Genomic DNA, 25,215 nt, shown 5'->3' on the forward strand with positions numbered 1-25,215 from the left:
GATTAGAAATTCGCGCTTATTGAAAAACCATAGCTTCTTGATGCAGCAGTCGAGCCCACATCTACCCCTTGTGACCACCATCTGCTTCCTAACGGAGCTTCTGGATCCAGGTCTTTCAGCGTACGCCAGATATAGAATAAATTACGGCCGGTAAGTGCAACTCTCAGGTTAGTAATTTTAAGTTTGCTGGTAAATGAAGCAGGTAATTTATAACTCAATACGGCTTCTCTCATTTTAATGAAACTATTGTCAAAGATCTCCCCTTCTGCTAAAGTTCCCTCTCCCCAGTTATAAGTATTGATGTAATAATCAGCAGCAGAAATAATTTTTGTATTTGCTAAACCTGTAGTTTGATTTACGCCAGGTAACAATACGCCATCATCATAGGTTTTACCATTACTTGTATACGTTAATCCACCATGTGCAGCATCTCTGTATTGCATAGAGTTTTCCAGCATTCCTGCCCCACGCATAAATTTAAGATTTGGTGAAACCATCTTTCCGCCAAAGCGGCCGTCAATAGTGAAAGTCAATGATAAATTACCGTAGCTGAAAGTGTTAGAAATACCGCCAACTACTTTAGGCATAATGTTTCCTGCTTTCACATAGGTACTATTATCCATCACATACAATCCGTCATCATTAATAATATAATTGCCCTTTGCATCAGTTGCTCTTGGACGGATATAAATATTACCTAAATCTTCGCCGGCTTTAGCAACAATTTTAGCAGTAGACTGATCTGAAGAATAGAAATTCAAATCAGACATTCCCTCCATTAATGAAATTACTTTTGATTTATTAGAAGAGAAATTCAAACGGGTATCCCAGCGGAATTTTTCGCCTTTTACTGGTGTTCCGTTTAAGGCTACTTCCCATCCTTTGTTACCAATTCTTCCCACATTTACAAGCTGGCTTTTAGCACCATTAGTCGTACTTATCTGTAATGGCAGGATCTGATCTTTGATATAGTTAGTATAGTAACTTACATCAAGTCCTAAACGGCCATCTAAAAAGCGGGTTTCAAAACCAAACTCAGTCTCATACTTCATTTCTGGCATTAAGGTATTATTCCCATAAGCACTAGCAGTTACCAGTGAAGGAACTGATCCGTTTATAGTTTGAAGAGAGGACTGCGTGTAAACGATATTTGCTTCGTACGGAGGCGGCGCATTACCTACTACACCGTAAGACGCTCTTAATTTACCATAGTTCCAGAATTTCGGTAATTTGATAACATCACTGAAAACAAAGCCACCATTCATAGAATAATAAGAGTATTGATTATTCTGAGGAGGCAAAGTAGATGCATACTCGCGGCGTGCAGTACCTTCTAAAAACAAGAAATCTTTATAGCCTAAGTTTAAAATTCCTAAATAAGCATATTTCAATTGTTTTTTTCTGGTGTCAGACGTTTCGGCAATACCGTACGAATTACTTATTGAAAACCAGTTTTCTGATACTAATCCATCTTTCGTGTTGGATTGCTGATCTTTATAAGTCTCGTTTCTAGCCTGATAACCACCACTTACCGATAAATTCAGATCTTTACCAATTTTATTAGAGTAAGTCAGTAAAGCGTCTCCATACAGAATAGCATATTGCCCTTGTGTAGTAGTATATCCCCCTGTACTGGTATTACCGTTCAATGCTATCGGCACTTCTGTATACTGATTATTCTCAGATCTCAGTCCTGTATAATCATTACCGATACGTCCTCTAAACTTTAAGTTTTTAGCAACATCCCAGTTTAAAGTGAAACTTGACAATAAACGATTTTCATTTTCAGTATACTCGTTTTTTAATTGCTGCCAGTAAAAGTCAAGTAAATTGGTTGCTCTGATATTGTAAATAAATGGCTCAGGGCGATCTAATTGATTAAATTGCGCATACTTGTATCCATTGCTGGTCTGGAATTTTTCTTTCATTAAGTTCATGTCCTCAGCACGGCTGAAGTAACCGCCAAAAGAACCTAAAACCTGCCCAAGCTGATAAGGTCTGTTTTTAGTGATCGTGTTTACATAACTTACAATCACATCTGCTGACACTTTAGATCCAAGCTTAACAGTAGAATTTAAGTTAAAGGAATTCTTTGAACCTGTATTTCCTGGCTGTGTTCCTCTATAATCAAGACGTGAAGCAGAGAAGCGATAATTGATCGCATCACTTTGATTTGAGATAGCCACATTTGCATTTGAAGTATAACCAGTTTGATATACATCTTTATAGTTATCAGGCTGTGGAGAGTAAGAACGGATTGATCCATCCCACCACTTTACCTGCTGGCCTTCCATTTTTGGACCAAAATTCGCATAAGCTCTAAAATACGGTCTTAATCCTGTTGGAGAACTCGCATCAGCAATCCAGCCATCTTCACGGCCAGCATTGGCTAAATTTGTTGCTCTATCGTAACCCGGACCATATACATTCTGAAAGTTAGGCAAAAATGCAACTTTATCTATGGAACCCTGGTAATTGAAATCAACTCCCAGTCCTCTGTCTTTTGATCCTTTTTTAGTTGTAATCACAATTACACCACTAGCTGCATCCGAACCATATAAGGCAGATGCACTGGCTCCTTTTAAAATGGTCAGACTTTCAATATCTGCTGGGTTGATATCCAGAATACCATTTCCCCGGATACGCTGATCACCCCAGTAATCATTGTTATTAGCACCTTTCGCCCCGTTTTGTGCGTCATTTCTAATCATTACCCCATCCACAACATATAAAGGCTGCTGATTGTAATTGATAGAATTGATTCCACGGATCTGGACATTGACCGCACTGCTTGCGCCACCTGGCGCTGTGGTAATTTTCACACCGGCAGCTTTACCATATAATGCAGATGCAAAGTTTGTATTTCCGGCTTCTGTCAATTGTTTAGCTGTTACCGTACTTACGGCATAACCAAGTGATTTTTCCTGGCGTTTAATACCCAGCGCTGTGGTCACCACAACTTCATTCAGACTATTTTCACTTTCGGCCAGGGTAACGTTCAGTGAAGTTTGGTTGCCAACAGGAACTTCTTGTTTAGCATAACCTACCGCAGAAAAAGACAGGACATCATTTGTACTGACGGCGATGGAGAATTTTCCGTTACCATCTGTCTGGGTAACTTTGTAGCTTCCTTTTAAGGAAACACTAACTCCGGGAATCGGCCCCGAAGCATCCCTTACTGTTCCAGTAAGGTTTTTTTGTGCAAAAGCGCTGACTGTCAACAGAGTTAACAGAAAAACACTTAAATACTTTAAGTAAATTTTTCTCATGTTTGGTGTGGTTTAGGTTATTAATTCGATTTAGTTTTATTTTATTAGAAACGCATGTGTGAATTCAAAAGATAATTATTCAAATAGACTATGTTCAATCACCAGGCTGGCTGATGCCAGTAATTCTGCATCTGCTGCAAGTTCTGAAAGTACAACTGTGGTCTGAGCTGCAATTCTTGGAATACAGAATTCATTGATAGCCTGCTGAATAGGCGGCAGAAGTATTTTTCCTGCTGCTGCACCGCGCCCACTCAGAACAATGCATTCGGGATTCATAATATGGATTAATGTAGCTACCCCTTTTCCTATATGGAACGCTGCTTCAGAAAGTATAGAAACTGCCAGAGGATCGTGGTTGCGGGCAGCCTCCAGAAACAATTCTCCAACATTTCTGCTTTTGTCTTTAAAAAGTTCGGTCATACTGGTTGCTGCACCGGCTTCTATTTCTGCTTTTGCTTTTTGCGTCATTACTAATAAAGACGTCTCCACTTCCAGACAGCCGCGTTTACCGCAAGAGCACAGTATCCCGGTATTGGTTGACAATGGAATATGGCTAAACTCACCTGCATAACCGCTGTTTCCACGATATAACTGACCGTTAATGATCATCCCCAAACCTGTACCCCAGCCAATATTTACCACCATGACATCCTTCATTCCTACCGCTGCACCGAAATAAAGTTCAGCATTTGCAATCAGGCGTGAATCGTTCTCCATGAATACAGGAAGGTTCAGTTTGCCAGTCAGATATTCACCCAGCTGTGAGCCATCGTTCGTTTTCAGATTAGAATAATTTGCGCCCTCTTCCGAGCTGATAAAACCCGGCATACCGATGCCTACTCCCAGGAGATTTTTCTTATCGAGACCAGAAGCTTCAATGTTTTTCTGAATAAAGGAAACTAGTTTATCTACGGCTTCCTGATCATCTGAGAGTTCAAGCTCCATCATTTCAACAGGGTGGATAATGTTATTAGCCAGATCGTATATAATCATACGTGCAGTAAACTGATCGGTCGCTACAGCAACAACATATCTTTGTTTTTCAAGGTTCAATAAAAAAAGAGAAGCTCTTCTGCCCCCGGTTGAAGGGCCAAGGCCTTGTTCCTGAACATATCCTTCTTCTACCAGGTCATTTACGACCTTAGTTACAAGCGGCAAACTTTTCTGAGTGAGTTTACTCAGCTCTGTAAGAGAGAGTGGATTTTTATAATAAAGTTGCTTAATAATATCAACCCTCAGGAGCCCTCTATTTTTCATCAGTATAATATGTTGGTTTAGTTGCCTTTACCAAACTTAATAATTTAATATTAAACAAATGCAATACTTATTATTTTTTTTAATAAGTATATGGGTACTTAAAAATATATTTTAATTCTTTGAGGGATTATTGTTGTATTTAAGGTTATTTCCAAAAAACCATTTTCAGTCAGGTTTGTTAAGCTGGAAATTCATAGAGAAACAATTATTAACCTTTTAAGATAAAATCCTAAAATTATGGCCAAATACTCAAAAAAGGCTTCAGAGAAGTTAGAAGCTACGATGCACGAAATGAAAGAAGGAAAATTGAAATCAGGAAGCGGGAAAAAGGTAACTTCTAAAAAACAGGCTGTCGCTATTGGTCTTTCAGAAGCAAGAAAAGAAGGGGCAAAAGTGCCCAAAAAGAAATGAGGTGTTTATCCTGCCTGAGTTATTTCAGGCAGGATACTATTTACACTGTTCATCAGAGCACTTCATGCCATCAGACTTTTATCCAGGATAATGATTAAATCACAACATTTGCTGGTCATGATACAGATCAATTTCATGTCCTATCTGTTCAGCCAGATATTCAGTAAATTTTAATTCCAGATGTTCACCTTTTAAATCTGGATCGTATAGAGGTAAATCTCCAGCCGGAATATCTTCTGGCTGAACCATTACCCAATCTTCTCCATCAAAATACAAGGCACCAAGTATACCTCCAAAATAAATTACTTTATAATACGCTTTCTGATCAGGCTCTGGTAATATAGTCAAAGTAACATCTTTTTGATGATACTCAAGCTTAATATTGAATGGTTCCATATGCTAATTGTTCCCTCTGTTAATAGGTGAAACGATTAAACAAGACCATGCTTAAAATGTTTTTAATTTCTACAGGATAAGAATTTATTCAGAAAAGCTATGTAAATATAAAGAAGGCCGCACCGAACCACTTCCGTTCCATCCTGTATGAACTCCAGCCTTTTTAAAAGCCTCAACAACTATTCCTGCAACCCTTTCTGTATCTTTAGCTTTCCCCTCAGGGGCTCCCCAAACAGCTAAAGGAAGTTCACTGGTTCTTTTAGCACGGTTAATATCTTGTCTGGTATAAAAACAAAATCCGACAATTGACTGCTGATCCTTATGTTTATGGAATTCTTCTGCACAATCCTCAAAACCATCTGATTGTGTAGCCCCTGCATCCTGCAAAGCAATTAAACCAGTATTTTTCAATTCATTGAATACGACGTCAAGAGCTAATTTTGCTTTTTTCCATGCTGCAGCATTCATCTTCAAAGACTGTGGACCGGGTTCAGGCTCCGCAGGAACCGCTACTCCGGTTAATTCAGCTAATAATTCTTTGACCTCAGGCAGAAATGCATTATGAACAATATGGTGGTCATTGACATAAATATCAGGATTGGCACCTGCTCCTATAAGAAACTGAACGGGTTTTATCGAAGAAGAAAATTCTGCACATAGATAAAGCGGGGTCCTCCCATCACTGGAAAGGATTTCTAAAGGACTGCCTGCATCAACCAAAAGCTTTAATACTTCCAGAATTATATTTTCTTCTACAAGATTACTTCCCATTGCAGCACAATGTAAAGCTGTAAATCCATAGACATTAAATGCAGACAAATCCGGTTTTGTTAATAATATCTCTTTTAATAAAGGAATGTTTCCCTCGTTTGCTGCTTCAAAAATGTCTTTATTTGCCATGTGCTATATCTTATTAAAACTATTTATCAAGTTTACAATTTCAGTTTGTCCGGTTGCCATTGCCCTTTCTAAAGGACTACCATCGTAAACCATCATTTTACCTTTGAATTTGACTTTTGTTTTAAAATCAACGCCAACTTCTAATAACAATTCGACTATATCTTTATGTCCTAAACTGCAAATCCAGAATAACAACTCAGACTTTGGCGTAGTCTCTCCCCTAAAATCAGTACCACAATCCAGCAAGTATTTTGCTATTGCAGGATTATTCCTCCAGCATGCCCATTTAAAAGCAGCAGGAAAATACCTGTTACTAATTCCGTTTTCTACTAATGTTTTAGCTGCATCTAAGTTCCCTCCTTCCAGGTTTGTCGTAAAATCAAGCAGAGAGCTTTTCAGACTATCAACTAAATTTACATCAACACCTTTTAATAATAGTAATTCTATTATTTTCCGGCTTCCATAAACACAGGCAAAATGAATTGGCTGTAAATTATTAGGCCCTTTAGAATAGATGTCCGCCCCTATTTCTATCAAATAATCAATGATATCATAGTGGCCATTGCTCACTGCAATTGATAAAGGAGATTGCCGGGCAACATCTTTAATCTCTTTATCGGCACCTGCTTCAATTAAGAGTTTTACAATATTCAGGTTCCCATTTTTACAAACAAGCTGCAGGGGTGTCCCCTGAACCGGGTTATCATAGTCAACAAGCTTTTTATTTAGTGCAACAGGTTTTACAGTTAACAAGAGCTGCTGCACCAATGCTATATCCTGCTGATAACAAGCCATACGCAATGCCGATATCTCCGTATTTTTAGTCATTATTATTTTTTCTAACCGCGTCCAGCAATTCTTCTTCCTGATCCGTATCTGCGTCCACCTGTGTAACTAAAGTCCAAAAGTCTTTTGATGTACTTATTTTTTCAAATGCTTTACTATTTTCAAGCCTCACCATTACCTTTCTTAAACTGTGGAGGTAACCAGCTTCAAATTCGTCAATAAAATCAGCATCATTAAGTTCTATAATTTCATCAAAAGCATCCTGAATATGTTCATACTTATCTTGCCAGAGTTCTCCAATTTCTTCGATATCAGCTTCCATAACTTCATTTGTCCAATCCGGTGGATAATACCCCTGTTTACGCAAATCAACACCTGTGCTCGTATCAAAACTTAAAGAAATGTCCCCGCTTCCACAATTGAATGCAAATGCTCCGAACACTTCTTCTTTAAAATCCCCAGACTTTGCAATCAGCTCAAAAGATGCATTGGTCAATTCAAATACTGTATTTTCAAAATTATACTTTTTCTCAAATTCTATCCAGTTATTCATATACATTGCTTTAGAAACTCCTAACGATTAAATGCTTTATTAATTACTATCAATAAATATATAATTATTAGTTAACGTGATTCACAACCCAACTATTAATTTGTATAAAACCTTGCTATTCAATAACATTAATTAACAAATCATGAATAGCTTAAACAAAAATCATCCTGTATATATTAAATCAGAGAAATAATAGTAGTTTTAAAATTATTCATCATAAAAGCATTTACTGTAGTACGGGAACGTTCCCGAAATATTAGGATCTGACTGAAAATGGTACCATTGAAAAACATTAAACCAAATAAATAACCAAATCGTATGAACAAAAAAACATCTTACCTATCGGTGAGAACTGCCCTGTTTATGGGTATTTTTCTCTCCTTTTCTGCTTGTAAAAAATCAGAAACCATTAATTCTCCTCTACCCAACGTCCAAAAACAAATTGCTGTGGATGCAGCTACAGGATCTGGCAGCGATGTGATGATGCAGGCATTTTACTGGGACGTTCCTCAGGGCTCCTGGTGGAATGTTCTCAATGATAAAATACCAGCATGGAAGGCAGCAGGCATTGGCGCAATATGGTTACCACCAGCCACTAAAGCACAAGGTGGCGGAACAAGTATGGGTTATGACCCTTATGATTATTTCGACTTTGGAAGTTATAATCAAATGGGAACGACAATTACCCGTTTTGGCGATTCAACAAGCCTGAGCAAATTGATAGCTACCGCACATAACAATAATATTAAAGTATATGCCGACATGGTACTTAACCATTGCAGCGGAGGAAATTTAGAAACCAATCCCTATACAAATACAAATACCTATACTAAATATACCCCTCTTTCGGGCAAATTTAATCGTACTTACAACGATTTTCACCCAAATGATATAGAAGCCAGTGATGAAGGTGCATTTGCCGGTTTTCCTGATCTCTGCCATAAAAAAGCCAATGTATCTAACTGGATCTACAATGCTTCTTATAGTATGTCTAAATTTTACAAGAACAATATTCATTTTGACGGATTTCGCTTTGATTATGTTAAAGGATATGGCGCATGGGTAGTGAAGAACTTTGTCAATAGTGTTGGCGGACCGGCTGCAGTATTTGCTGTTGGTGAAGAATGGGATGGAAATGCCGCAAATTTACAGAACTGGGTAGATGCAACCGAACAAACTTCTTCGGCATTTGATTTTGCTTGTTTTTATGCCATGCATGATGCCTTTGACGGTAATGACCTGACAAAACTTAATGGCGATATGTTATTAAAAAGGAACGCTGCCAAAGCCGTTACTTTTGTAAGTAACCATGATACTGACATTACTTATAACAAATATTCTTCTTATGCTTATATCATGACTCACGAAGGATATCCATGTATATTCTATAAAGACTACGAAAATCTATTAGATAAAAACAGGATGAATAACCTGATCTGGATACATAAAAATCTGGCGGGGGGTACTACTTCTAATTTATATTCAGCACCTGATCAATATATAGACAGAAGAAACGGATACGGAACACAGCCTGGTTTAATTGTCTATTTCAATGGCACTGACAATTGGCAGCAGCAATGGGTAACCTCTAACTGGGCTAATCAAAAAATAAAAGAATATACAGGTATTTCGAACTGGGTACAAACAGTTGCAGCTGACGGACGTGTATTGATACAAGCGCCCCCTCATGCCTATTCAATCTGGTCTGTGACCGGCTTATAAATAAAGTTATTAATTTATGCTAATCGGGAGTTGAAGTTCTCCAGCAGGCTTCAACTCTTTATTACTGATCATAAACCATGAAAAGAATCATTCCTTTAATCCTCGTTACCCTACTTTTTGCCTGTAAAAATCATACCGAAACTAAAAGGGTTAAAGGTAATTTGAATTACGCAACTACTGCTATAAAATCCGGGCAGATTTCAGTTACAGCAAACCTGACTGCGACTATTAAAACACAGGAGTTACAGGCAGACCTGCAACTCAGCAACCCGGGCAGCACTACTTTAACCATTAGTGAAATTGAAATAGCTACTACCGAAGGGCTCCGTACAATACCTAAAACAGGAACAGCTTCTATGATCCTCAAACCTGGAGAAAACAAAGCTGTCCTGCTCAACTTCCAGCCTTTAAATGAGCTCAGAGAAAATCAGCTTACCGGTAGAAATGGATACTTAAAAGGTGTTTATAATCTTTTGATTACTTATAAAACAGAGGAAAAAGAATCCGGATTATCTACTTATAGTTCTCCGTCTCAAACCTATAAATCCCCAACAGTAATGAGCCTGCCCGCAGTTCTGGCACCTTCAGACTATAAAGCATATCTCAAAAAGTATCAAATCACTGCTACCAGTTATTCATTTAATACTAAATCTGATTTTACTGCAAAACAGAAAGCTTACCTGACTACTTTAAAACAAATTAAACAATCCCCATTTGTATTTGTCAGTGCTCAGGAGATTGCACTTTCAGGAGTGAATTTCAGGCTAAGGAGTTATTGCGAAAATGACACACTGAACGCAGAGATATTTATAGTAAACCATTCAGATTTTTCTTTAAAAATCAATCAGGAAAAGCTGGATATCCGCTATCCCGGTGAACTGGTATCAGCCCGTTCAAATGCTTTGGTAAAGGTTGAAAAAATATCGGGATCAAGAAAAGCCCCCTATGAGATAGAAAAGGGTGACCGTGTGTTAATCCGGCTTAAAAAGCCCTTTAAAAACAATGAGGACAATGCCGTTTTACTATTCAATAAAGCTTTCACGTTGAATAACCAAATTGCGCTGTTTAAGAATAACATAGAACTGGTTAAAGTCAACTTACCTTAAAACCCTTTACAGGGCATTATCATAAAAAGACAGTTATTATGATTGTTTTAGCTGTTTTAATGCCCTGTTTAAACTCCTCACTGTAATACCTAAATAGGCTGCCATATCATCTCTTGAAAGTACAATCTGTTCCTTCTGCTGCAGCTGCAATAATTTAGAAAGACCATGCTCTAAAGAATACAATTGCTGAAAGGATGCTCTGCTGCTCGTATTAAGGATACGGTCTGCTAATACCTGAAGCAGAATCTTATTCATTTCAAGATTTTTATCCAGCAGGGACAGAAAAAAAGATGCAGACATAACATAAGCATTCACTGCACTTATTGCTTCTACGGTACAAAGACATCCCCTGTTTTTCAGCGCTTCTATTTCACCTATAATCTCCCCCTTACCCAGGAATTCAAAAAGATAATCTTTGTCATTTTCTTCCGTGATAAAACACTTTGCCACTCCATCACTGATTACCATTACTTTACTTATTTGCACATCCTGATCGAGCAGCCTGTCGCCTTTACTGAAAGACCTCAGGATAACATCTTCCTTTCTTGTCTGCTGTGTATAAAGCCGCCCGATAAAGGCTAATAAATCAGTATTGGTTCGTAACATATAAATGATCCGGGACAATTGTCCTTTTTATGATAATAAAGTATTTTACTTTTGCTGCTATTCAAAACAAAAGTAATGATCACAAATCAAATTCAGGTTATCGCATTCGATGCAGACGATACGCTTTGGGTTAATGAACCCTATTTTCTGGAGACAGAAAATGCGTTTTGCCAGTTACTGGAAGAATATATGCCACATGATATTTTGTCTAAAGAATTGTTCAAAACCGAGATGGATAATCTATCACTTTATGGATATGGAATTAAAGGATTTATGCTCTGTATGATCGAAACCTTAAGCCGTATATCTAATGGGAGGGCCCCTATCGCAATGGCAGATAAAATCATGGAACTGGGACATGCTATGTTACAGCAGCCTGTAATTTTACTGGAAGGTGTAGAAGAAGTTTTAAAGCACCTCAGGAAAAATTACAGATTAGTGATGGCGACAAAGGGTGATCTGCTTGATCAGGAAAGGAAACTGAAGAAATCAGGATTACAGGACTATTTCCACCATATTGAAATTATGAGTGATAAACAGACCGCTGATTATCAAAAATTAATTAAACATCTGGATTGCCAGCCTGAGAATTTCTTAATGCTGGGGAATTCTATCAAATCTGATATTCTTCCGGTATTGGAATTGGGTGGTCATGCTGCTCACATTCCCTTTCATACCACCTGGGCACATGAAAAAGTTACCGAAAGCCTGGAACATCCAAACTTTATGCCCTTAAATACAATGACTGAAATTATTGAACTCTTAAAAAAATAATGGAAAAAGAACTAGACATAGACCAGTGGAAAAGAAAAGAACATTTTCATTTTTTCAGAAAATTCGAAGAACCTTTTTTTGGTGTAACTGTAAATATAGATTGTACTAAAGCATATGCACATGCTAAACAGTCAGGAAAATCATTTTTTCTCTATTATTTATATCAATCGTTAAAAGCGGCAAACACAATTGAAGAATTCAGGTACAGAATAAAAGCCGACAAAGTCATCATCCACGATCAGGTTGATGCTTCTGCGACCATTGGCCGTCCCGATGAAACTTTCGGTTTCTCCTATATAGAGTTTAATGAAGATTTTGAGCAGTTTTATATACTGGCACAACAAGAAGCAGATCGGGTTTCAAAAGGAACCGGACTCTTCCCTGCTATATTAGGGGAAAGTGTAATTCATTATTCAGCACTCCCCTGGCTGGATTTCTCTGCCCTATCTCATGCAAGATCTTTTTCATTTGAAGATAGCTCACCTAAAATATCATTCAGCAAGCTGATCACAGCAGATAATAAAAAAACAATGAATGTTTCAATTCATGTCAACCATGCTTTAATGGATGGTTATCATGTAGGTAAGTTTGTAGAAAAATTTCAGGAGTTAATGAACCAGTAGCCCATAAATATTATTAAACTTATTTTTAATTCAACAGATAAAATCAGCTTAACTTTGCAGTATGAATAAAGAAATTGCAGTAATTTTTGATATGGATGGCGTTATCTGTCATACTAATCCTTACCATTCCCTGGCTTTCCGTGAATTTTTCTCTGCCCGTAACCTGAATCCTACAGATGAAGATTTTGCAGCACATATGTTTGGAAAAAGTAACAGTTATATCCTTTCCCATTTCTTAAAAAGACCTATCACAGGCGAAGAATTGCTGCAAATGGAAAATGAGAAAGAAAGTCTTTTCAGAGAAATCTATGCCCCACATATCGAACCAATTGCAGGAATAATTGAATTCATTAATGATTTAGCAATTAATGGGGTAAAATTAGGGGTGGCTACTTCTGCTCCATATGCTAATCTGGATCTTATCTTAAGTGAAGTAATCATCCGTGAAAAGCTAGGTTCTATTATGGCGAGCGAAGATGTAAAAAAGCATAAGCCTGATCCTGAGGTATATCTTACTTCTGCCAGAAATCTGGGTGTTTCACCTGAACAATGTCTTGTTTTTGAAGATTCTTTCTCTGGTATTTCTGCCGCATTAAATGCAGGAATGCGTGTAGTGGGTGTATTAAGCTCACACACTATAGAAGAATTGCCGGAATGCAATTTATATATAGATAATTATACAGATTTATCGTACGATAAAATTAAAACATTATTTATCAATGCATAAACATGGCATCAATTGTATTTAGCCGATCAATTGATTAGTCCAATTCAGTGGTGCATCAGTGTTTAGTTTCACAATAAACTTTTCACTGTCACCAATTGAAGTTCCATTCAGATAGATTTTATCAGTTCCATTTACAGGATTTACCTGCAAATAATAACGTTTATTAAAATTGTAAGAATTATAGTCCTTGAATACGATAGTATCTCCATCTTCAAGAATTTCTGAATTACCATTTGCCTTTTTCACAATCTCCAGTTCCAGAGATTTTAAAGACACACCATTTTTAGGAAAGTAATAATAGTCTCCGCCATTCAGGATATTCCAGTACCAGAAGTTATTAAGCCTTTCGCTTAGCTCCACACGAATTTTACCATTAACAATTTCATTGTATTTGTCCGGACGGTCGATATTGACGAGGTTAAAATGAGCAGACAAATCTTTTGATGTAATCCCATTTACAGTCAGCCAGTCATTCGGTTTGGAAAGATCATAATTAATGAATTTACCCGTTTTAACTGACTGGAATGATATATGATCATATTTTCTATATTTCATGCTGCTTGCAGGAACTTCTTCATCAGCATTGATAAAAGCAGCAACAGGATAATGATCTGAGTAATCTGCCCAGTACCTTCTCTCCCTTAATAAATTTGTATAACTCATTAAAGAAGAACTTACCGGGTCAAAAGCTAAATTCTGCCATTTTGAAGGATAAAAGTGATCTTTTGATACAAAAATATAATCAATGTATTCTCTTTTATTTGCCGGATACGGGTAATGATAAGAAGCCATTGAATTGGTTTTCGTATCCCAGGTATAAAGCACTCCAGAATAATCGGGCTCTCCCACATTCAGATATTTCAGCATCTCAGTATACTCTGATGTTCCTTTGATTACATTAAAATCACCGCCAAAAATTACTAATTCAGTTTTAGGAATATTTAAATTATCCACATACGACTTCATCATTTCAAACTGTGTTTTGCGTATAATGACATCTCTGCCCTCACAGGATGGTTGCGTAGATTGTGTATGGCTTGCTACAAAGTGAACACGTTTACCATCTTTAATAATCACCGCATATACAAAACCTTTCAAAGAAAATGCGTCGGCATGACAACCTGCAGGATATATATGCTGCATCATCTTTTCTATAGGCCATTTACTTGCAATCATAACCCCTCCACTAGTTCCCGCCCCCTGTAATAAGTCACGCCAGGTACCACTTGTCTTATCCCACCCTGCTTTAGATCTGCCAAGCACCGGGGTTTGATAAGGAAATTCTGATGCAAGGTTATCTTTTAATACTTTACTGGCACTATTATCAAAACACTCTTGTAATAATAATACATCATAATCTTTCAAATAATCTGCCGATCCGATTATAGCTCCCCTTTTTGCTTGCGACCATTGTGTAGTTGATGCAACAACTACATCAGGTAAAAGAAAGAGATTATGTGTAAGCACTTTGATTGCAGGTGGATCATCAGACCCACTACTGAACTGATTATTATTTAGAGAAGCATTTAATGAACTGTTTTCTATTAGCATATTTTCCTTTTTGCAAGAAGTACCGGACAATAATACAGCTAAAATAATCAACAACCTTGTCTGGCCAATAGTTTTTCTGATCAGCGTTAATTGTAGTTTCATATTAAAATTACAACTTATTTATTGGCTCAAAACTATCTCAAATACAAGCAATTGGGATTAACTCAACGTTATCAAATCATCAAAACGGATTAATGCATAAAGGTAGTCTCACAATACAGCATTCAGAATTTTATATATTTTATTCACATATAAAATGAATATAATTCGGATTAATCATATATTTATAGAATGATAGTCGAAAACAACATTAATTTAGATCATATTGATCTTGCTATATTAAGATTAATGCAGGACAACGCCCGGATTTCTAATGTCCATCTGGCAAAAGAACTGGAAATGGCCCCTTCTGCTGTTTTGGAACGTGTAAAAAAACTCGAGCAGAAAAAAGTCATTCAGCAGTATACAACCAGAATTGATCCTGCTGCTGTAGGCCTGAAATTACTGGCATTTATCTCTATGAAAGCGTCCCACAGTCTTGGTTGTACAACCACGGCGCTCGAACTTTCTAAAATCGAAGAGGTACAGGAAGTACATGTCATAGCTGGTGAAGACTGTTATTTAGTTAAAGTCAGAACCGCCGATTCGGCTTCTTTAATGGAACTCATGCGAACGTCTTTTAGTAAGATAACAACGATTGTATCTATCCGCACTACTATCGTACTGGAAACAGTAAAAGAACAACAGCAATTAGTAATCCCTGAAAATAAAAAAACGTCATGACCAACAAAAACGCTTCTCCGCTCCTCGTTTATCTCGCCTTTGCTATTGTATACATTGTTTGGGGTTCAACTTATTTTTTTATTCAGAAAGCACTTGCAGGTTTTCCTCCTTTCATTCTCGGAACGATCCGCTTTATCATTGCAGGTACGCTTTTAATGACCTGGTGCAGGTTAAAAGGGGAAAAAATATTCGACTGGAAAAACATTAAATATGCTGCTGTAAGTGGTATTCTGATGCTGGGTGCCGGAAATGGAATGGTAATCTGGGTTGAGCAGTTTATTCCAAGTGGCCTGGTAGCGATTATGGCCGCATCTGCAGCCATCTGGTTTGTGATTCTGGATAAATCCAAATGGAAAGAAAACCTAAGCAGCAAATCAACAATTGCAGGACTGATTATTGGCTTTACAGGAGTTATTTTATTGTTCTCTGAACAGGTTATTCTGGCATTAAACACTCAGCAAAGCAATAACCAGATCTTAGGAATGGTTCTGGTAGCACTTGCTCCGGTTGCCTGGGCAGGAGGATCTTTATATTCAAAATATCATACAGCTCCAGACAGCTCTGTTTCTGTAAATACAGCATGGCAAATGCTTGCAGCTTCAATTATATTCATTCCTGGCAGCTTCATCAGTGATGAATACAGTAAATTTCATTTTAGCAATGTTCCTGCTGATGCCTGGTTTTCTATCATTTACCTGATTATATTTGGTTCTATTATCGCATTTAGTGCCTATGTCTGGTTATTAAAAGTGCGTCCGGCAACACAAGTAAGTACTTATGCTTATGTTAACCCGGTTGTCGCACTTTTATTAAGTATCTGTTTTACCAGCGAAAAAGTGAGCTGGATACAGATTCTCGGATTAGTAGTGATTCTTTGCAGTGTATTACTAATTAACCTGGTTAAATACCGGAAAGATAAAATACCCGCAGGCTCAACTGTTTTATAGAATTTTATTCTGCTTCATAAAGTCCCTTTCTGCATCAGTAATATGATCATCATCAATTGCAGGTGCAGTAGTGATTTTAGTGACAGACAACTCGTCCATAATATCTACGAAGTTTTTATAGGTAGCGCCAGATGTAGGCTTGATAATAACTGCCAGTGATTTTTCAGGATCATTCGCATTCTTAAAAGCTACATTGTTTTTATTGTTCAAAATAGAGTTTCTTATTTTTCTGTAGTCTTCTATACGAGGTCTGCTTTCACCGGCTACCCCCATATACCAGGCAACTTTATTGTCTTTACCTAATAAAATCGTCATCGTCCGGGATGCAGCCAATTCCAGATTAACATTCGGAACACTGCTATCCGGCTTAGCAATATCCAAAGCCACCGGCTTAGAAAGCGATGTAGTCAGCATAAAGAAAGTAATGAGTAAAAAAGCCAGATCTACCATTGCTGTCAGATCAACTTTTGGAGTTTCTTTTCTGTTTCGGGAGGTGTTTAATTCGGCCATAATCGTTTGGTTTAACATCGCGCTGAGCGAATAGGTGATTGATTTTAATAGATGATGCAACTAAAAGCCGGTTTCCATAACCTGCATCAACTAAAAACTCTAGCTCCTTACCTCCGATCAGGCGATTAACGAACCGTACTTTTCACAAACATACCGGTCACCTGTTTGATACATCTTGCGGGTTTCTTTTCATCCTGAACAATGATTCTAAATGGTCCGTCTGCAACAGGCAAAGGTTTTCCATCCATTTCATTGGCAAGGATAATAAGGCGGTCTGTAAATGCCTGATCTAATTCAGCTAAAGCAAAAACGACCTGATAACCGTCAATAGCTTCAACAAGCAAGCATTTATTGAGATTACCACCTCTCAAATCTTTTCCAAGGGCAGCTCCTGCCTTCCACAGCAAATCAGATAAAACGACTCCCGAATAAACATGATTATTACCATCCTTATCTTTTCTGTTGACCAAAGTTTTTTTTAATGTATTAAATTCAGCGTCACTGAGCGTTAGCGGTTGCGTTACTTCCCCGCCAATTCTAACTAAAGCAGCCTTTCTGGTAACCTGAGCCTGAATTAAATATGGAGATGTAATTAAGGCGAAAATGAAAAGAATTCTTAACAGTCGTGTTTTCATCGGATATATTTATGATCTGCTAAATCTACCAAATCCTTATTAGCATAAAAAATCAAAACTGGTTTTTTATAGCCTGAGAAGAACTATAAAAAACCAGAAACTGTTAAGGATTTACCGGAGAAGGATTCCGGCCATTTCCAGATCCGTTTCCCTGATTGCCAGGATTATTACCCTGGTTCCCCGGGTTATTTCTGTCATTTACTGTTCCATTAACCCCCGATGTATCTTTTCTGGCAGTATCAATAACAGATGTATCTGCCATTTTACTGTTCAGGGTATCACTACCATTCTTGTTTTTGTCCGAATGACATGCCGTAAAAACCATCCCGGTTAAAGCTACGACCGCTAAAAATTTAAATTTCATTCTCGTTTGTTTAAGGTTATCATTGCTGATCAGTGCAGTTGTGCATTGATTTTTTTTGTAAACAACCATTATTTCCAACAGTTTAATTTATTATCAATCCGGCTTCAATGAATTCAAACTAAGTTTAGAATTTCAACGTTATCTTTGTAAATTTGCACATTAAACCCTTCGGGGGATTAACAAAGACACCAAAAAACTGCAAAAAATAATGTCCGAAAACATTAAAAACAAAAGAGCCTTCAGAACTGCCTTTACTGTTCTTTTTCTGCTTAGTTCTTCCTATATATACGCTCAGACACCTCAGCAAGTACAACCAGCACAACAAATACAACCAGCACAATCCACTGCGCAAACTCAGCCTGCTCCGGCTACCAAACCAATGATCATTGTTATTGATGCTGGTCATGGCGGAAAAGACGGTTCAACAAGAGGCTTGTTTTCTAAAGAGAAAGATGTCGCTTTAGCCGTTGCACTGTTGCTGGGACAAACTATTGAGAAAGAAATTGAGAACACAAAGGTGATCTATACGCGTACAGAAGATGTATTTATCCCTTTATACGAACGGATTGATATTGCAAATAAAGCACATGCTGATCTGTTTATTTCTATTCACTGTAACTCAATGCCTTCAAATATGAGAGGCAGAACTGAGACATCCGGTGTTGAAACTTTTGTTTCAGGTTCAGGAAGATTAGGAGAACAGGAAACGGCAGTTAGAGAGAATGCCGTAATTTTGCTGGAAAAAGATTACAAAGACAATTACGATGGGTATAATCCTAATGATCCGGAGAGTTTCATTGTCCTTTCTTTAATGAAAAATGCTTACCGTCTTCAAAGTATTAAGCTGGCTACTTTAATCCAGCAGCAATATATTAAAGTTGGCCGTGTTAACCGGGGTGTGAAAGAACAAAGTCTGGCTGTACTGGCCAGGGCAGGTATGCCAGCTGTGTTAACCGAAATTGGCTTTATCAGTAATCCGGCAGAAGAAGAGTATATCAACTCTCCAGGCGGAAGACAGGAAATAGTCCAGAATATCAAAAACGCAATTCAGGAATATAAAAAACAATTGTTTCCAAATTAAATGATAAGAGCCTCTTTACAGGGGCTCTTATCATTTAATCCAGATCCTTTGAAACAGGAATATCATTTACTGCCGGAACAGTAAAATAAATCGTAGTGCCTAAGCCCGGCTCACTTTCCAGCCAGATACTTCCACCGCTTATTTCTACAAATTCCCGGCAAAGCCTGAGTCCAAGCCCTGTTCCACGTTCATTCTGTGTTCCTGGTGTAGAAAAACTACTATCCATTTTAAACAGCCGTTCTATATTCTCCTTTTCAATACCTATTCCTGAATCCTTAACAGCAAACAATATAGCTTCCTGATGTTTATGCGCTGTGAGGACAATAGTCCCATTGGCATGACTGAATTTTATAGCATTAGCAATAATATTCCTAAGCACCGTATTCATCATTTGCCTGTCGGCAAGAATTTTACCAGGGCAAACCTTTTCAATTTGAATCTCTATTCCCTTAGCAATTGCAATAGAAGAAGAGACCTTTTTCATCTCTTCCAGGATATCTTCCACATTAAGCTCCTGCAAATCAGGCTCTAAAACTCCCGTCTGCATTTTTGACCAATGCAAAAGATTTTCCAGCAAAGTATAAGCTTGTTTAGCAGAATCATTCATCCTGAATGCTAAATTTTCAATCTTTTCTAAACTTAACCTGTTTACATTTTTATAGATCAGTTCACTGAATGATATCAAAGAAGTAAAAGGATTTCTAAGGTCATGTGCAATAATAGAAAAGAATTTATCTTTTGTAGCATTCAACTCCTGTAACCTCTTTTCTGTATTTCTGAAATCGGTGATGTCATAACAAATAACCAAATAAGTTTCTTCATGGTTCTCCAAACCATATTCAGGAATTATCTGTATAGAGAAAGACTTGACATAACTATCTTCATTTAAATCAAAATTGATCTCCCTGGTGGTTCTTGTTTGCTTGACCTCTATCAACATCCGTATCAGCAAATTCTCAAAAGATACAGGAAACCCCAGGTGGCTTAATTTTTTACCCGCATAAGATTCATGTTTATGAGGAAGGAATTCTTCAAGTGCGCTATTAGCGTATAAACACCTGAAGCTTCTGTCAAAGCGGAAGATCAGTTCCGGCAGATTTTCTGCAAGGGTTCTATATTTTTCCTCATTGTCCTTCAGATCTTTAAAGATAACATCTGTAGGCCTCGTAAAGCCCGTTTCCACATTAGCTTTATAGATTAGAAAAAAGGAAATCAACTTTGCATAGTGCCCCATTTCACTTGGAAAACTAGAAATTGATACGTACAGTGTAAAACAAAATTCACTGACGATTGCAAAAAGCAACGACAATATTAAAAGCCTGAATACAGATAGAGTAAAGCTTTTTTTTGAACTATAAAGCAAAAAGCAAGCGAAAAAAAGCATCGCTATAATGACATATTCTGCAGCTATTTTAAAAGGTGTCAGTCCTGTTCCTTCTACATAACAAACAGGAAATATCTGCCAGTACAAAATAGAAAGTATAATCAGCAGACTTACTATACAGTAAGATAAAATTGTAATGTCGCCATTCAATGTCTTTTTTCTTTTCAAAAACCAAAAGCCCATCATCAGGCTAAATGCCTCCAAAAACCTCGTAGCTACCCAAAATTGATTGGTATAATAAATAGTTCCGGGAATGATATGCATTCCAGGGTAAGTAATCATATGAAGCAGGTCCAGCCCGCCAATAAAGATATAAGCTATTCCAACAAAGTACAGATAATTATTATCAAGCATTCTCCTGGTATTCCAGGTAACTATAAAAACAGCAAAAGCTATAACGATAGATGACAACTCAACTATCGTATGAAATAACAGAAAATTTTGCTTTGCACTTATCTTAAATATCAATGCCAGTAAAGCCACTGTAAAAATGGTTCTGTAATTAGCTTTAATAAAACTATGCAGATAAGCTTTCAACTTACAATTGGTTAGATTTTTACCCGCATAAATTTAAGCTAATTGTTTCTATAAACAAAGCTCCCTGATCACGCTACTCATATTGTGCATCTTCATGACAAAAGAATACACCTTTTATACCTCTTAACTTTTTCATCAGGAGGATTAATTATTATTGTTTTAGTCAACCAAAAACCTAATGGATTATAAGCTAACCCTAATTAAAACATATATTCCTATGAAAAACCTATTATTTGCAATTTGTTGTGCAACTACATTATTATGCGCTTGCAAACAAGACCATATCACCCCGTCTAACGGAAAAAAAACCGAAACAAATGCTGCAGCAGGCGGTACATTAAGAGTTTTCGATCAGATTTTATTCTATGACGGTTATGCTGCAACTGTTTCAGAACCCGTACCTGAAGGTGTCACCAGAGTGAATAATTCAAAATATGTAAAGAAATTAAGTAAGACACAGTTAGAAAGCCTGGGTGACGTTTTACAAATGAAAGTGACCATTAAGGCCGCTTGTGATAATTATGACCGGATCGCCTATGCAGCACTTGCGTTAGTGAAGAAAAACGCGGTTTATAATGATGCCGATGCCAAACATCTGGAGATAGGCCGTTTCATTACCCCTTTTATGAATAAAAATAAGAAACCTGATGAAGTACCTTATCTATTCAGTGTGAATAACGTAGCAGCCATATTAAAAGATCCGGCTATCAATGCCGATTATGATATATATTTTGAACTCAGTGTATTTGGAGTCCCTTACGCTGCCAATAAGGAAATAGCAGGATGTGCAGGCAGAAACGATACTTTCTTCGGAACTGTTGATTTAATCAGCAGTACTAGTGGAAAAACGGGTACAGCTCCAGCGGTTGCTCTGCAACCTCTTTTTTTTAATCAAAACATCAATAATTATGACAATACAGACGTAGCTGGTAAAACAGTAAAATCAATTATGGTTAACCTGGCTGCGGAAGTTAAATCAGCCAGATTATATTTGATAACTTCCAATCATGGCGCTAATTCTGGCGGGGAAGAATATAGCAGGCGTGATCATTTTATCTATTTTGATAATACACAAAAACTGACCTACAAACCTGGTGGTAAATCATGCGAGCCCTATCGCCCTGCCAATACACAAGGCAACGGTATTTATGGTTCCAGCCCAAAAACAGAGGCACAATGGGCTTCCTTTAGCAACTGGTGCCCCGGAGATGCTATTCCTATCCGTGTGATTGAACTGGGTAACTTAACTGCTGGCAATCATACTTTTAAAATAGAAGTTCCTGATGCGGTTTTCAAAGATAAACAGGGATATATTCCTCTTTCTGTATACCTTCAGGGAGAAAAATAACACTTGATAAGAAGAGGTTATTTTTTAATAGCCTCTTCTTATTTTTAACATTTAACAATGCTGTTATCAGCTAATTAATGGTTTCAAACCATACCCGATTTTAAATAGAATTTCTGATATTCCAGCGGGCTTTTCCCGGTGATCTCTTTAAATTGTTTATGAAAGCTGACTACGTTCTGAAAGCCACATTCATATCTTATCTGCTTTACATTCATACCACCTTCAATAAGCAATTTACAGGCTTGTCCGACCCTGACATCCAATAGGAATTGTTTATAGGTCATTCCGATATGGGTTTTAAAATATCTGCTAAAAGAAGCAACACTGATATTTGCTAAATCAGCCAGTTCTGCTATACTTATCTTTTTATTAAAATTAACAAGGATATGGTTATAGATATTACTAATCGGACTGTTGTCTTTGATCGATATATTGTTGAGGAAATCTGCAGACAATAGAGTAAACCCTTTAAGGTCATTTCCTATAATTGCCAGGATTTCCAATAATAAAAGCAATCGCTTTGCCCCTACACTAAGAAATATCTGCTCCATCAGCTTTCCTATTTGCTGACTATTGCTATCCTGAACCTGGATTCCTTTTTTAGATCTCTGGAGAATCTTCCGGATCATCTTATTTTCGGGCAGGTTCAAAAAACATTCTCCAAGAAAATCTTCACAGAAATGAATCACAATAACATCAATTTCAGCCCCTTCTGCCGAAGAGAAATATCGTTCATCGAATTTCCAGTAATGCGGCAGATGGCTGCCTACAAGGACAATATTGCCGGGTTTAAAAGGTATGGTGCTATCCCCGATAAACTGGGTTCCTGAACCATATTTAAAATAGATCAATTCTATTTCACGGTGATAATGCCAATAATTGTTTACATCTGGCACGCTGTCGCGCCGGATACTGAAAGAATTAACAGTCGGCGGTGGGATTTTAAGTAGTTGAGCTCTCATTTGTTGTTTTGCATGGTAGTGCATTTCGTACTTTGATTTATCCAAAGTACTGATTAACAGTTTTTCGAGAGGTAATTATAGTCTAAAAATAGCTATAATTATTTATCCTACAAAAGCAATAGAGTAAGTTTATACTAAATAAATTTCCATCAGAAAAAATTAAATAATTTTATCAGAAATCAACATTTGAAATAATTAAGCCGACCTATCAGATAATCTTATAACACAAAGAATTGATAAATAATAAGCTACAGGATACAAATCAGAATCCATAAACAATCTATGGCTACAGCCAGGCACCAAAGGCCCAGTAAAATATCAGATTTCATTTCTTTAACCATTTTCTTATTGCCAGAATCCCTGAAGTTTAATACTTCCGTTAAAATCGTTTCTTTGCTTTAAATGTGTACGCAGTTGCATGGCTGTCGGAATATGACCAGCAATATATACCGTTTCATTACTCAATTCCTGCTGATCCAGCCAGGATACCAGAGAAATATCCCATTTTTTTTCTGGTATAGGCTGCAGATAAGTATCAAAATAATTTGAGAATTCAATTGCATGTGATTCCATGCTAAAGCTTATCGCGCCATATACTTCCCCGACACCTAAAGCCAGTTGTTTCAATGCAAGAAAATGTCCGATACTGCTGTTATCTCCTAAACATAATAATTTACTGTCAGCAACAGGTTTATGAAAAGTAGATCCAATACCAAGATAAGAGATCGTATCTCCTTTTTTTAAGGATGACACCCATTTACTTCCAGGTCCGTCATGGTCAGAGTTGACACAGAGCGTACAGGTATGAGTCTCCTCATCCCATAAGGCAGGCGTATAATCCCGGTAAGTATATTCAGAAACTTTAACTTTCATGTGCTGTACACTGGTCCATTTTTCCATATCCACATCAGGGAGATGTAAATCGACTTCAAAAAAAGTCGCTGGATTCCATGCTCTTACTTCCAATACACAACCTTGTTTTAAAACCTGATTTTCGAAAATTGACAGGAATTTCTTTTTGATAATATTCATGGCGTTTATTTTATACAAAACAACGATAAAACAAAAAGCCATTCAAGAGACTATCCAAGGTTTGAATTGGACTATTCGCGGTAGTACTTACGAAATTTGACTGCCGGGATACCAGATACTTTGGTAAAAAGTCTGGAAAAATAAGCATGATCATCATAACCCAGTGAAAAAGCAATTTCTTTCACGCTCAAATCACTATAATATAACATTCTTTTAGCTTCCAGAACAACTTCCTGATGTATCCAGTAACTTACTGGAGAACCGGTCACAGCTTTAACCACTTCATTCAGATAAGATAAAGAAAGTGAAAGGGCATCAGCATACTGGCTTGGATTTTTAAGGGTTTTAAACTGTCGGCATACCATTGCCCTAAATTCCCGGGTAATTACCTCTGGTCTTAAATTCTGCTTATCTTTCCCAGGGGCGCTGCACTTATAAAGATCTGCAAAAAGCCCAATATAAACAGAAGCTAAAGAATGAATTATCGTTACCGGCATTGACGGTCTTCCCGAAGAATCAAACATTCCTGACAACAGTTCCATACATTTAATTAACTGGTTAAGTTTTTCAGGGTTAACCTCCAGACTTTGCTGATGAAGTGCCTGTTCTTCAAAAATCTGATTATAATTCTTATCTACCAAAGAGGAATCTATGGCCATAAACCAGCCAGATGTCTGTTCTGATTCGGGCACATGATGCACCTGCCCCGGCAGAATAAAAAGAACAGCGCTACCTCTTACAATTATTTTTTTGAAGTCCAGAACGATACTGCTACCTCCATTATCCTGCATAATAAAGATATAATGATCATCCCTGTGCGCACCGAGATGTCTCATATCTTCCTTTTTGAAATGGGTAAAATAGCGAAGCTGTATCCCCAGATCCGTGCGTTCCTGGAGTTTATGAATAGGTATGGTCGTGCGCTTGCTCTTTAATCGTTTCACAATAAAA

25 protein-coding genes are annotated in these 25,215 nt (G+C 37.3%); 10 read left to right on the forward strand and 15 right to left on the reverse strand.

The features are described 5' to 3' along the window. Positions 1-2: 2 nt before the first annotated feature. Together HDE68_RS14950 and HDE68_RS14955 are read right to left on the reverse strand one after the other, a co-directional pair. On the reverse strand, positions 3-3,269 hold the full coding sequence (locus tag HDE68_RS14950; protein ID WP_183883015.1) for a SusC/RagA family TonB-linked outer membrane protein: 3,267 nt from the start codon (positions 3,267-3,269) through the stop codon (positions 3-5). A 75-nt stretch (positions 3,270-3,344) separates the two neighbouring features. Next, entirely contained in the window at positions 3,345-4,526 is a 1,182-nt protein-coding gene (locus tag HDE68_RS14955; protein WP_183883016.1) for an ROK family transcriptional regulator, read from the reverse strand. Between the two features lie 237 nt (positions 4,527-4,763). Here HDE68_RS14955 and HDE68_RS14960 point away from each other — a divergent pair, with 237 nt between their 5' ends. Further along, positions 4,764-4,937 (forward strand): DUF6496 domain-containing protein, encoded by a 174-nt coding sequence (locus HDE68_RS14960; RefSeq protein ID WP_183883017.1) that lies wholly within the window; start codon positions 4,764-4,766, stop codon positions 4,935-4,937. A gap of 99 nt (positions 4,938-5,036) precedes the next feature. On the opposite strand, the gene HDE68_RS14965 is transcribed toward HDE68_RS14960, so the two are convergent. The 4 genes from HDE68_RS14965 to HDE68_RS14980 all read right to left on the reverse strand — a co-directional run bounded on the left by HDE68_RS14965 (position 5,037) and on the right by HDE68_RS14980 (position 7,572). Continuing rightward, complete coding sequence (locus HDE68_RS14965; RefSeq protein WP_183883018.1) at positions 5,037-5,333, reverse strand: hypothetical protein; 297 nt, start codon at positions 5,331-5,333, stop codon at positions 5,037-5,039. 84 nt (positions 5,334-5,417) lie between these two features. Next, positions 5,418-6,233, reverse strand: coding sequence for an ankyrin repeat domain-containing protein (locus HDE68_RS14970; RefSeq protein WP_183883019.1), 816 nt, complete (start codon positions 6,231-6,233; stop codon positions 5,418-5,420). A gap of 3 nt (positions 6,234-6,236) precedes the next feature. Continuing rightward, positions 6,237-7,061 (reverse strand): ankyrin repeat domain-containing protein, encoded by an 825-nt coding sequence (locus HDE68_RS14975; RefSeq protein WP_183883020.1) that lies wholly within the window; start codon positions 7,059-7,061, stop codon positions 6,237-6,239. Continuing rightward, positions 7,054-7,572 carry a DUF4303 domain-containing protein gene (locus HDE68_RS14980; RefSeq protein WP_183883021.1) on the reverse strand — a complete coding sequence of 173 codons (519 nt, stop codon included), beginning with the start codon at positions 7,570-7,572 and terminating at the stop codon, positions 7,054-7,056. The genes HDE68_RS14975 and HDE68_RS14980 overlap by 8 nt, the downstream gene beginning before the upstream one ends. A gap of 318 nt (positions 7,573-7,890) precedes the next feature. Between HDE68_RS14980 and HDE68_RS14985 the strand changes: the two genes are divergently transcribed. After that, entirely contained in the window at positions 7,891-9,294 is a 1,404-nt protein-coding gene (locus tag HDE68_RS14985; protein WP_183883022.1) for an alpha-amylase, read from the forward strand. Between the two features lie 77 nt (positions 9,295-9,371). Further along, entirely contained in the window at positions 9,372-10,400 is a 1,029-nt protein-coding gene (locus HDE68_RS14990) for a hypothetical protein (protein ID WP_183883023.1), read from the forward strand. Between the two features lie 36 nt (positions 10,401-10,436). Here the strand turns inward: HDE68_RS14990 and HDE68_RS14995 are convergent, their stop codons facing one another. Continuing rightward, complete coding sequence (locus HDE68_RS14995; protein WP_183883024.1) at positions 10,437-11,006, reverse strand: Crp/Fnr family transcriptional regulator; 570 nt, start codon at positions 11,004-11,006, stop codon at positions 10,437-10,439. Positions 11,007-11,081: 75 nt separating this feature from the next. Here HDE68_RS14995 and HDE68_RS15000 point away from each other — a divergent pair, with 75 nt between their 5' ends. The 3 genes from HDE68_RS15000 to HDE68_RS15010 all read left to right on the forward strand — a co-directional run bounded on the left by HDE68_RS15000 (position 11,082) and on the right by HDE68_RS15010 (position 13,130). Further along, positions 11,082-11,780 (forward strand): HAD family hydrolase, encoded by a 699-nt coding sequence (locus tag HDE68_RS15000; protein WP_221300746.1) that lies wholly within the window; start codon positions 11,082-11,084, stop codon positions 11,778-11,780. After that, positions 11,780-12,403: a chloramphenicol acetyltransferase gene (locus HDE68_RS15005; protein WP_183883025.1), complete on the forward strand. Its 624-nt coding sequence runs from the start codon at positions 11,780-11,782 to the stop codon at positions 12,401-12,403. The genes HDE68_RS15000 and HDE68_RS15005 overlap by 1 nt, the downstream gene beginning before the upstream one ends. Before the next feature lie 61 nt (positions 12,404-12,464). Beyond that, positions 12,465-13,130 carry an HAD family hydrolase gene (locus HDE68_RS15010; RefSeq protein WP_183883026.1) on the forward strand — a complete coding sequence of 222 codons (666 nt, stop codon included), beginning with the start codon at positions 12,465-12,467 and terminating at the stop codon, positions 13,128-13,130. Between the two features lie 18 nt (positions 13,131-13,148). On the opposite strand, the gene sph is transcribed toward HDE68_RS15010, so the two are convergent. After that, on the reverse strand, positions 13,149-14,783 hold the full coding sequence (gene sph, locus HDE68_RS15015; RefSeq protein ID WP_183883027.1) for a sphingomyelin phosphodiesterase: 1,635 nt from the start codon (positions 14,781-14,783) through the stop codon (positions 13,149-13,151). A gap of 189 nt (positions 14,784-14,972) precedes the next feature. On the opposite strand from sph, the gene HDE68_RS15020 reads away from it, so the two are divergent. Together HDE68_RS15020 and HDE68_RS15025 are read left to right on the forward strand one after the other, a co-directional pair. Further along, positions 14,973-15,464 carry an Lrp/AsnC family transcriptional regulator gene (locus HDE68_RS15020; RefSeq protein ID WP_183883028.1) on the forward strand — a complete coding sequence of 164 codons (492 nt, stop codon included), beginning with the start codon at positions 14,973-14,975 and terminating at the stop codon, positions 15,462-15,464. Beyond that, a complete protein-coding gene (locus tag HDE68_RS15025) occupies positions 15,461-16,411 on the forward strand; it encodes an EamA family transporter (protein ID WP_183883029.1) in 951 nt (316 codons plus the stop codon). Before HDE68_RS15020 ends, HDE68_RS15025 begins: the two co-directional genes overlap by 4 nt. On the opposite strand, the gene HDE68_RS15030 is transcribed toward HDE68_RS15025, so the two are convergent. From HDE68_RS15030 to HDE68_RS15040, 3 genes are all read right to left on the reverse strand, one after another. Next, the gene (locus HDE68_RS15030; protein ID WP_183883030.1) at positions 16,406-16,921 is read right to left on the reverse strand and encodes an ExbD/TolR family protein; all 516 of its coding nucleotides are present in this window, start codon (positions 16,919-16,921) and stop codon (positions 16,406-16,408) included. The genes HDE68_RS15025 and HDE68_RS15030 overlap by 6 nt on opposite strands. A 125-nt stretch (positions 16,922-17,046) precedes the next feature. Then, positions 17,047-17,556 carry a molybdopterin-dependent oxidoreductase gene (locus HDE68_RS15035; protein ID WP_183883031.1) on the reverse strand — a complete coding sequence of 170 codons (510 nt, stop codon included), beginning with the start codon at positions 17,554-17,556 and terminating at the stop codon, positions 17,047-17,049. 103 nt (positions 17,557-17,659) lie between these two features. Next, positions 17,660-17,920, reverse strand: a complete 261-nt coding sequence (locus tag HDE68_RS15040; RefSeq protein WP_183883032.1) for a hypothetical protein — start codon at positions 17,918-17,920, stop codon at positions 17,660-17,662. Positions 17,921-18,128: 208 nt separating this feature from the next. Here HDE68_RS15040 and HDE68_RS15045 point away from each other — a divergent pair, with 208 nt between their 5' ends. Beyond that, positions 18,129-19,001, forward strand: coding sequence for an N-acetylmuramoyl-L-alanine amidase (locus HDE68_RS15045; protein ID WP_260171773.1), 873 nt, complete (start codon positions 18,129-18,131; stop codon positions 18,999-19,001). A 34-nt stretch (positions 19,002-19,035) separates the two neighbouring features. Here the strand turns inward: HDE68_RS15045 and HDE68_RS15050 are convergent, their stop codons facing one another. Continuing rightward, positions 19,036-20,922 carry an MASE3 domain-containing protein gene (locus HDE68_RS15050; RefSeq protein ID WP_183883033.1) on the reverse strand — a complete coding sequence of 629 codons (1,887 nt, stop codon included), beginning with the start codon at positions 20,920-20,922 and terminating at the stop codon, positions 19,036-19,038. 217 nt (positions 20,923-21,139) lie between these two features. Between HDE68_RS15050 and HDE68_RS15055 the strand changes: the two genes are divergently transcribed. Beyond that, entirely contained in the window at positions 21,140-22,270 is a 1,131-nt protein-coding gene (locus tag HDE68_RS15055; protein ID WP_183883034.1) for a peptide-N-glycosidase F-related protein, read from the forward strand. Positions 22,271-22,353: 83 nt separating this feature from the next. On the opposite strand, the gene HDE68_RS15060 is transcribed toward HDE68_RS15055, so the two are convergent. The 3 genes from HDE68_RS15060 to HDE68_RS26655 all read right to left on the reverse strand — a co-directional run bounded on the left by HDE68_RS15060 (position 22,354) and on the right by HDE68_RS26655 (position 25,208). Further along, positions 22,354-23,232: an AraC family transcriptional regulator gene (locus HDE68_RS15060; protein WP_183883035.1), complete on the reverse strand. Its 879-nt coding sequence runs from the start codon at positions 23,230-23,232 to the stop codon at positions 22,354-22,356. Between the two features lie 345 nt (positions 23,233-23,577). Beyond that, a complete protein-coding gene (locus HDE68_RS15065; protein ID WP_183883036.1) occupies positions 23,578-24,264 on the reverse strand; it encodes a hypothetical protein in 687 nt (228 codons plus the stop codon). A gap of 71 nt (positions 24,265-24,335) precedes the next feature. Beyond that, positions 24,336-25,208, reverse strand: coding sequence for a helix-turn-helix domain-containing protein (locus HDE68_RS26655; protein WP_183883037.1), 873 nt, complete (start codon positions 25,206-25,208; stop codon positions 24,336-24,338). Positions 25,209-25,215 lie beyond the last annotated feature (7 nt).

The sequence above is a fragment of the Pedobacter cryoconitis genome (genome assembly GCF_014200605.1).
GTDB classification, from domain to species: domain Bacteria; phylum Bacteroidota; class Bacteroidia; order Sphingobacteriales; family Sphingobacteriaceae; genus Pedobacter; species Pedobacter cryoconitis_B.

Coding starts and splice junctions, on each gene's coding strand:
- HDE68_RS15065 (WP_183883036.1), bottom strand. CDS start 24,264: ATGAATATTATCAAAAAGAAATTCCTGTCAATTTTCGAAAATCAGGTT.
- HDE68_RS14950 (WP_183883015.1), bottom strand. CDS start 3,269: ATGAGAAAAATTTACTTAAAGTATTTAAGTGTTTTTCTGTTAACTCTG.
- HDE68_RS14995 (WP_183883024.1), bottom strand. CDS start 11,006: ATGTTACGAACCAATACTGATTTATTAGCCTTTATCGGGCGGCTTTAT.
- HDE68_RS15025 (WP_183883029.1), top strand. CDS start 15,461: ATGACCAACAAAAACGCTTCTCCGCTCCTCGTTTATCTCGCCTTTGCT.
- HDE68_RS15030 (WP_183883030.1), bottom strand. CDS start 16,921: ATGGCCGAATTAAACACCTCCCGAAACAGAAAAGAAACTCCAAAAGTT.
- sph (WP_183883027.1), bottom strand. CDS start 14,783: ATGAAACTACAATTAACGCTGATCAGAAAAACTATTGGCCAGACAAGG.
- HDE68_RS15040 (WP_183883032.1), bottom strand. CDS start 17,920: ATGAAATTTAAATTTTTAGCGGTCGTAGCTTTAACCGGGATGGTTTTT.
- HDE68_RS14985 (WP_183883022.1), top strand. CDS start 7,891: ATGAACAAAAAAACATCTTACCTATCGGTGAGAACTGCCCTGTTTATG.
- HDE68_RS14970 (WP_183883019.1), bottom strand. CDS start 6,233: ATGGCAAATAAAGACATTTTTGAAGCAGCAAACGAGGGAAACATTCCT.
- HDE68_RS14980 (WP_183883021.1), bottom strand. CDS start 7,572: ATGAATAACTGGATAGAATTTGAGAAAAAGTATAATTTTGAAAATACA.
- HDE68_RS15035 (WP_183883031.1), bottom strand. CDS start 17,556: ATGAAAACACGACTGTTAAGAATTCTTTTCATTTTCGCCTTAATTACA.
- HDE68_RS15005 (WP_183883025.1), top strand. CDS start 11,780: ATGGAAAAAGAACTAGACATAGACCAGTGGAAAAGAAAAGAACATTTT.
- HDE68_RS14975 (WP_183883020.1), bottom strand. CDS start 7,061: ATGACTAAAAATACGGAGATATCGGCATTGCGTATGGCTTGTTATCAG.
- HDE68_RS15045 (WP_260171773.1), top strand. CDS start 18,129: ATGTCCGAAAACATTAAAAACAAAAGAGCCTTCAGAACTGCCTTTACT.
- HDE68_RS15000 (WP_221300746.1), top strand. CDS start 11,082: ATGATCACAAATCAAATTCAGGTTATCGCATTCGATGCAGACGATACG.
- HDE68_RS15010 (WP_183883026.1), top strand. CDS start 12,465: ATGAATAAAGAAATTGCAGTAATTTTTGATATGGATGGCGTTATCTGT.
- HDE68_RS15020 (WP_183883028.1), top strand. CDS start 14,973: ATGATAGTCGAAAACAACATTAATTTAGATCATATTGATCTTGCTATA.
- HDE68_RS14965 (WP_183883018.1), bottom strand. CDS start 5,333: ATGGAACCATTCAATATTAAGCTTGAGTATCATCAAAAAGATGTTACT.
- HDE68_RS14960 (WP_183883017.1), top strand. CDS start 4,764: ATGGCCAAATACTCAAAAAAGGCTTCAGAGAAGTTAGAAGCTACGATG.
- HDE68_RS14990 (WP_183883023.1), top strand. CDS start 9,372: ATGAAAAGAATCATTCCTTTAATCCTCGTTACCCTACTTTTTGCCTGT.
- HDE68_RS15055 (WP_183883034.1), top strand. CDS start 21,140: ATGAAAAACCTATTATTTGCAATTTGTTGTGCAACTACATTATTATGC.
- HDE68_RS14955 (WP_183883016.1), bottom strand. CDS start 4,526: ATGAAAAATAGAGGGCTCCTGAGGGTTGATATTATTAAGCAACTTTAT.
- HDE68_RS15060 (WP_183883035.1), bottom strand. CDS start 23,232: ATGAGAGCTCAACTACTTAAAATCCCACCGCCGACTGTTAATTCTTTC.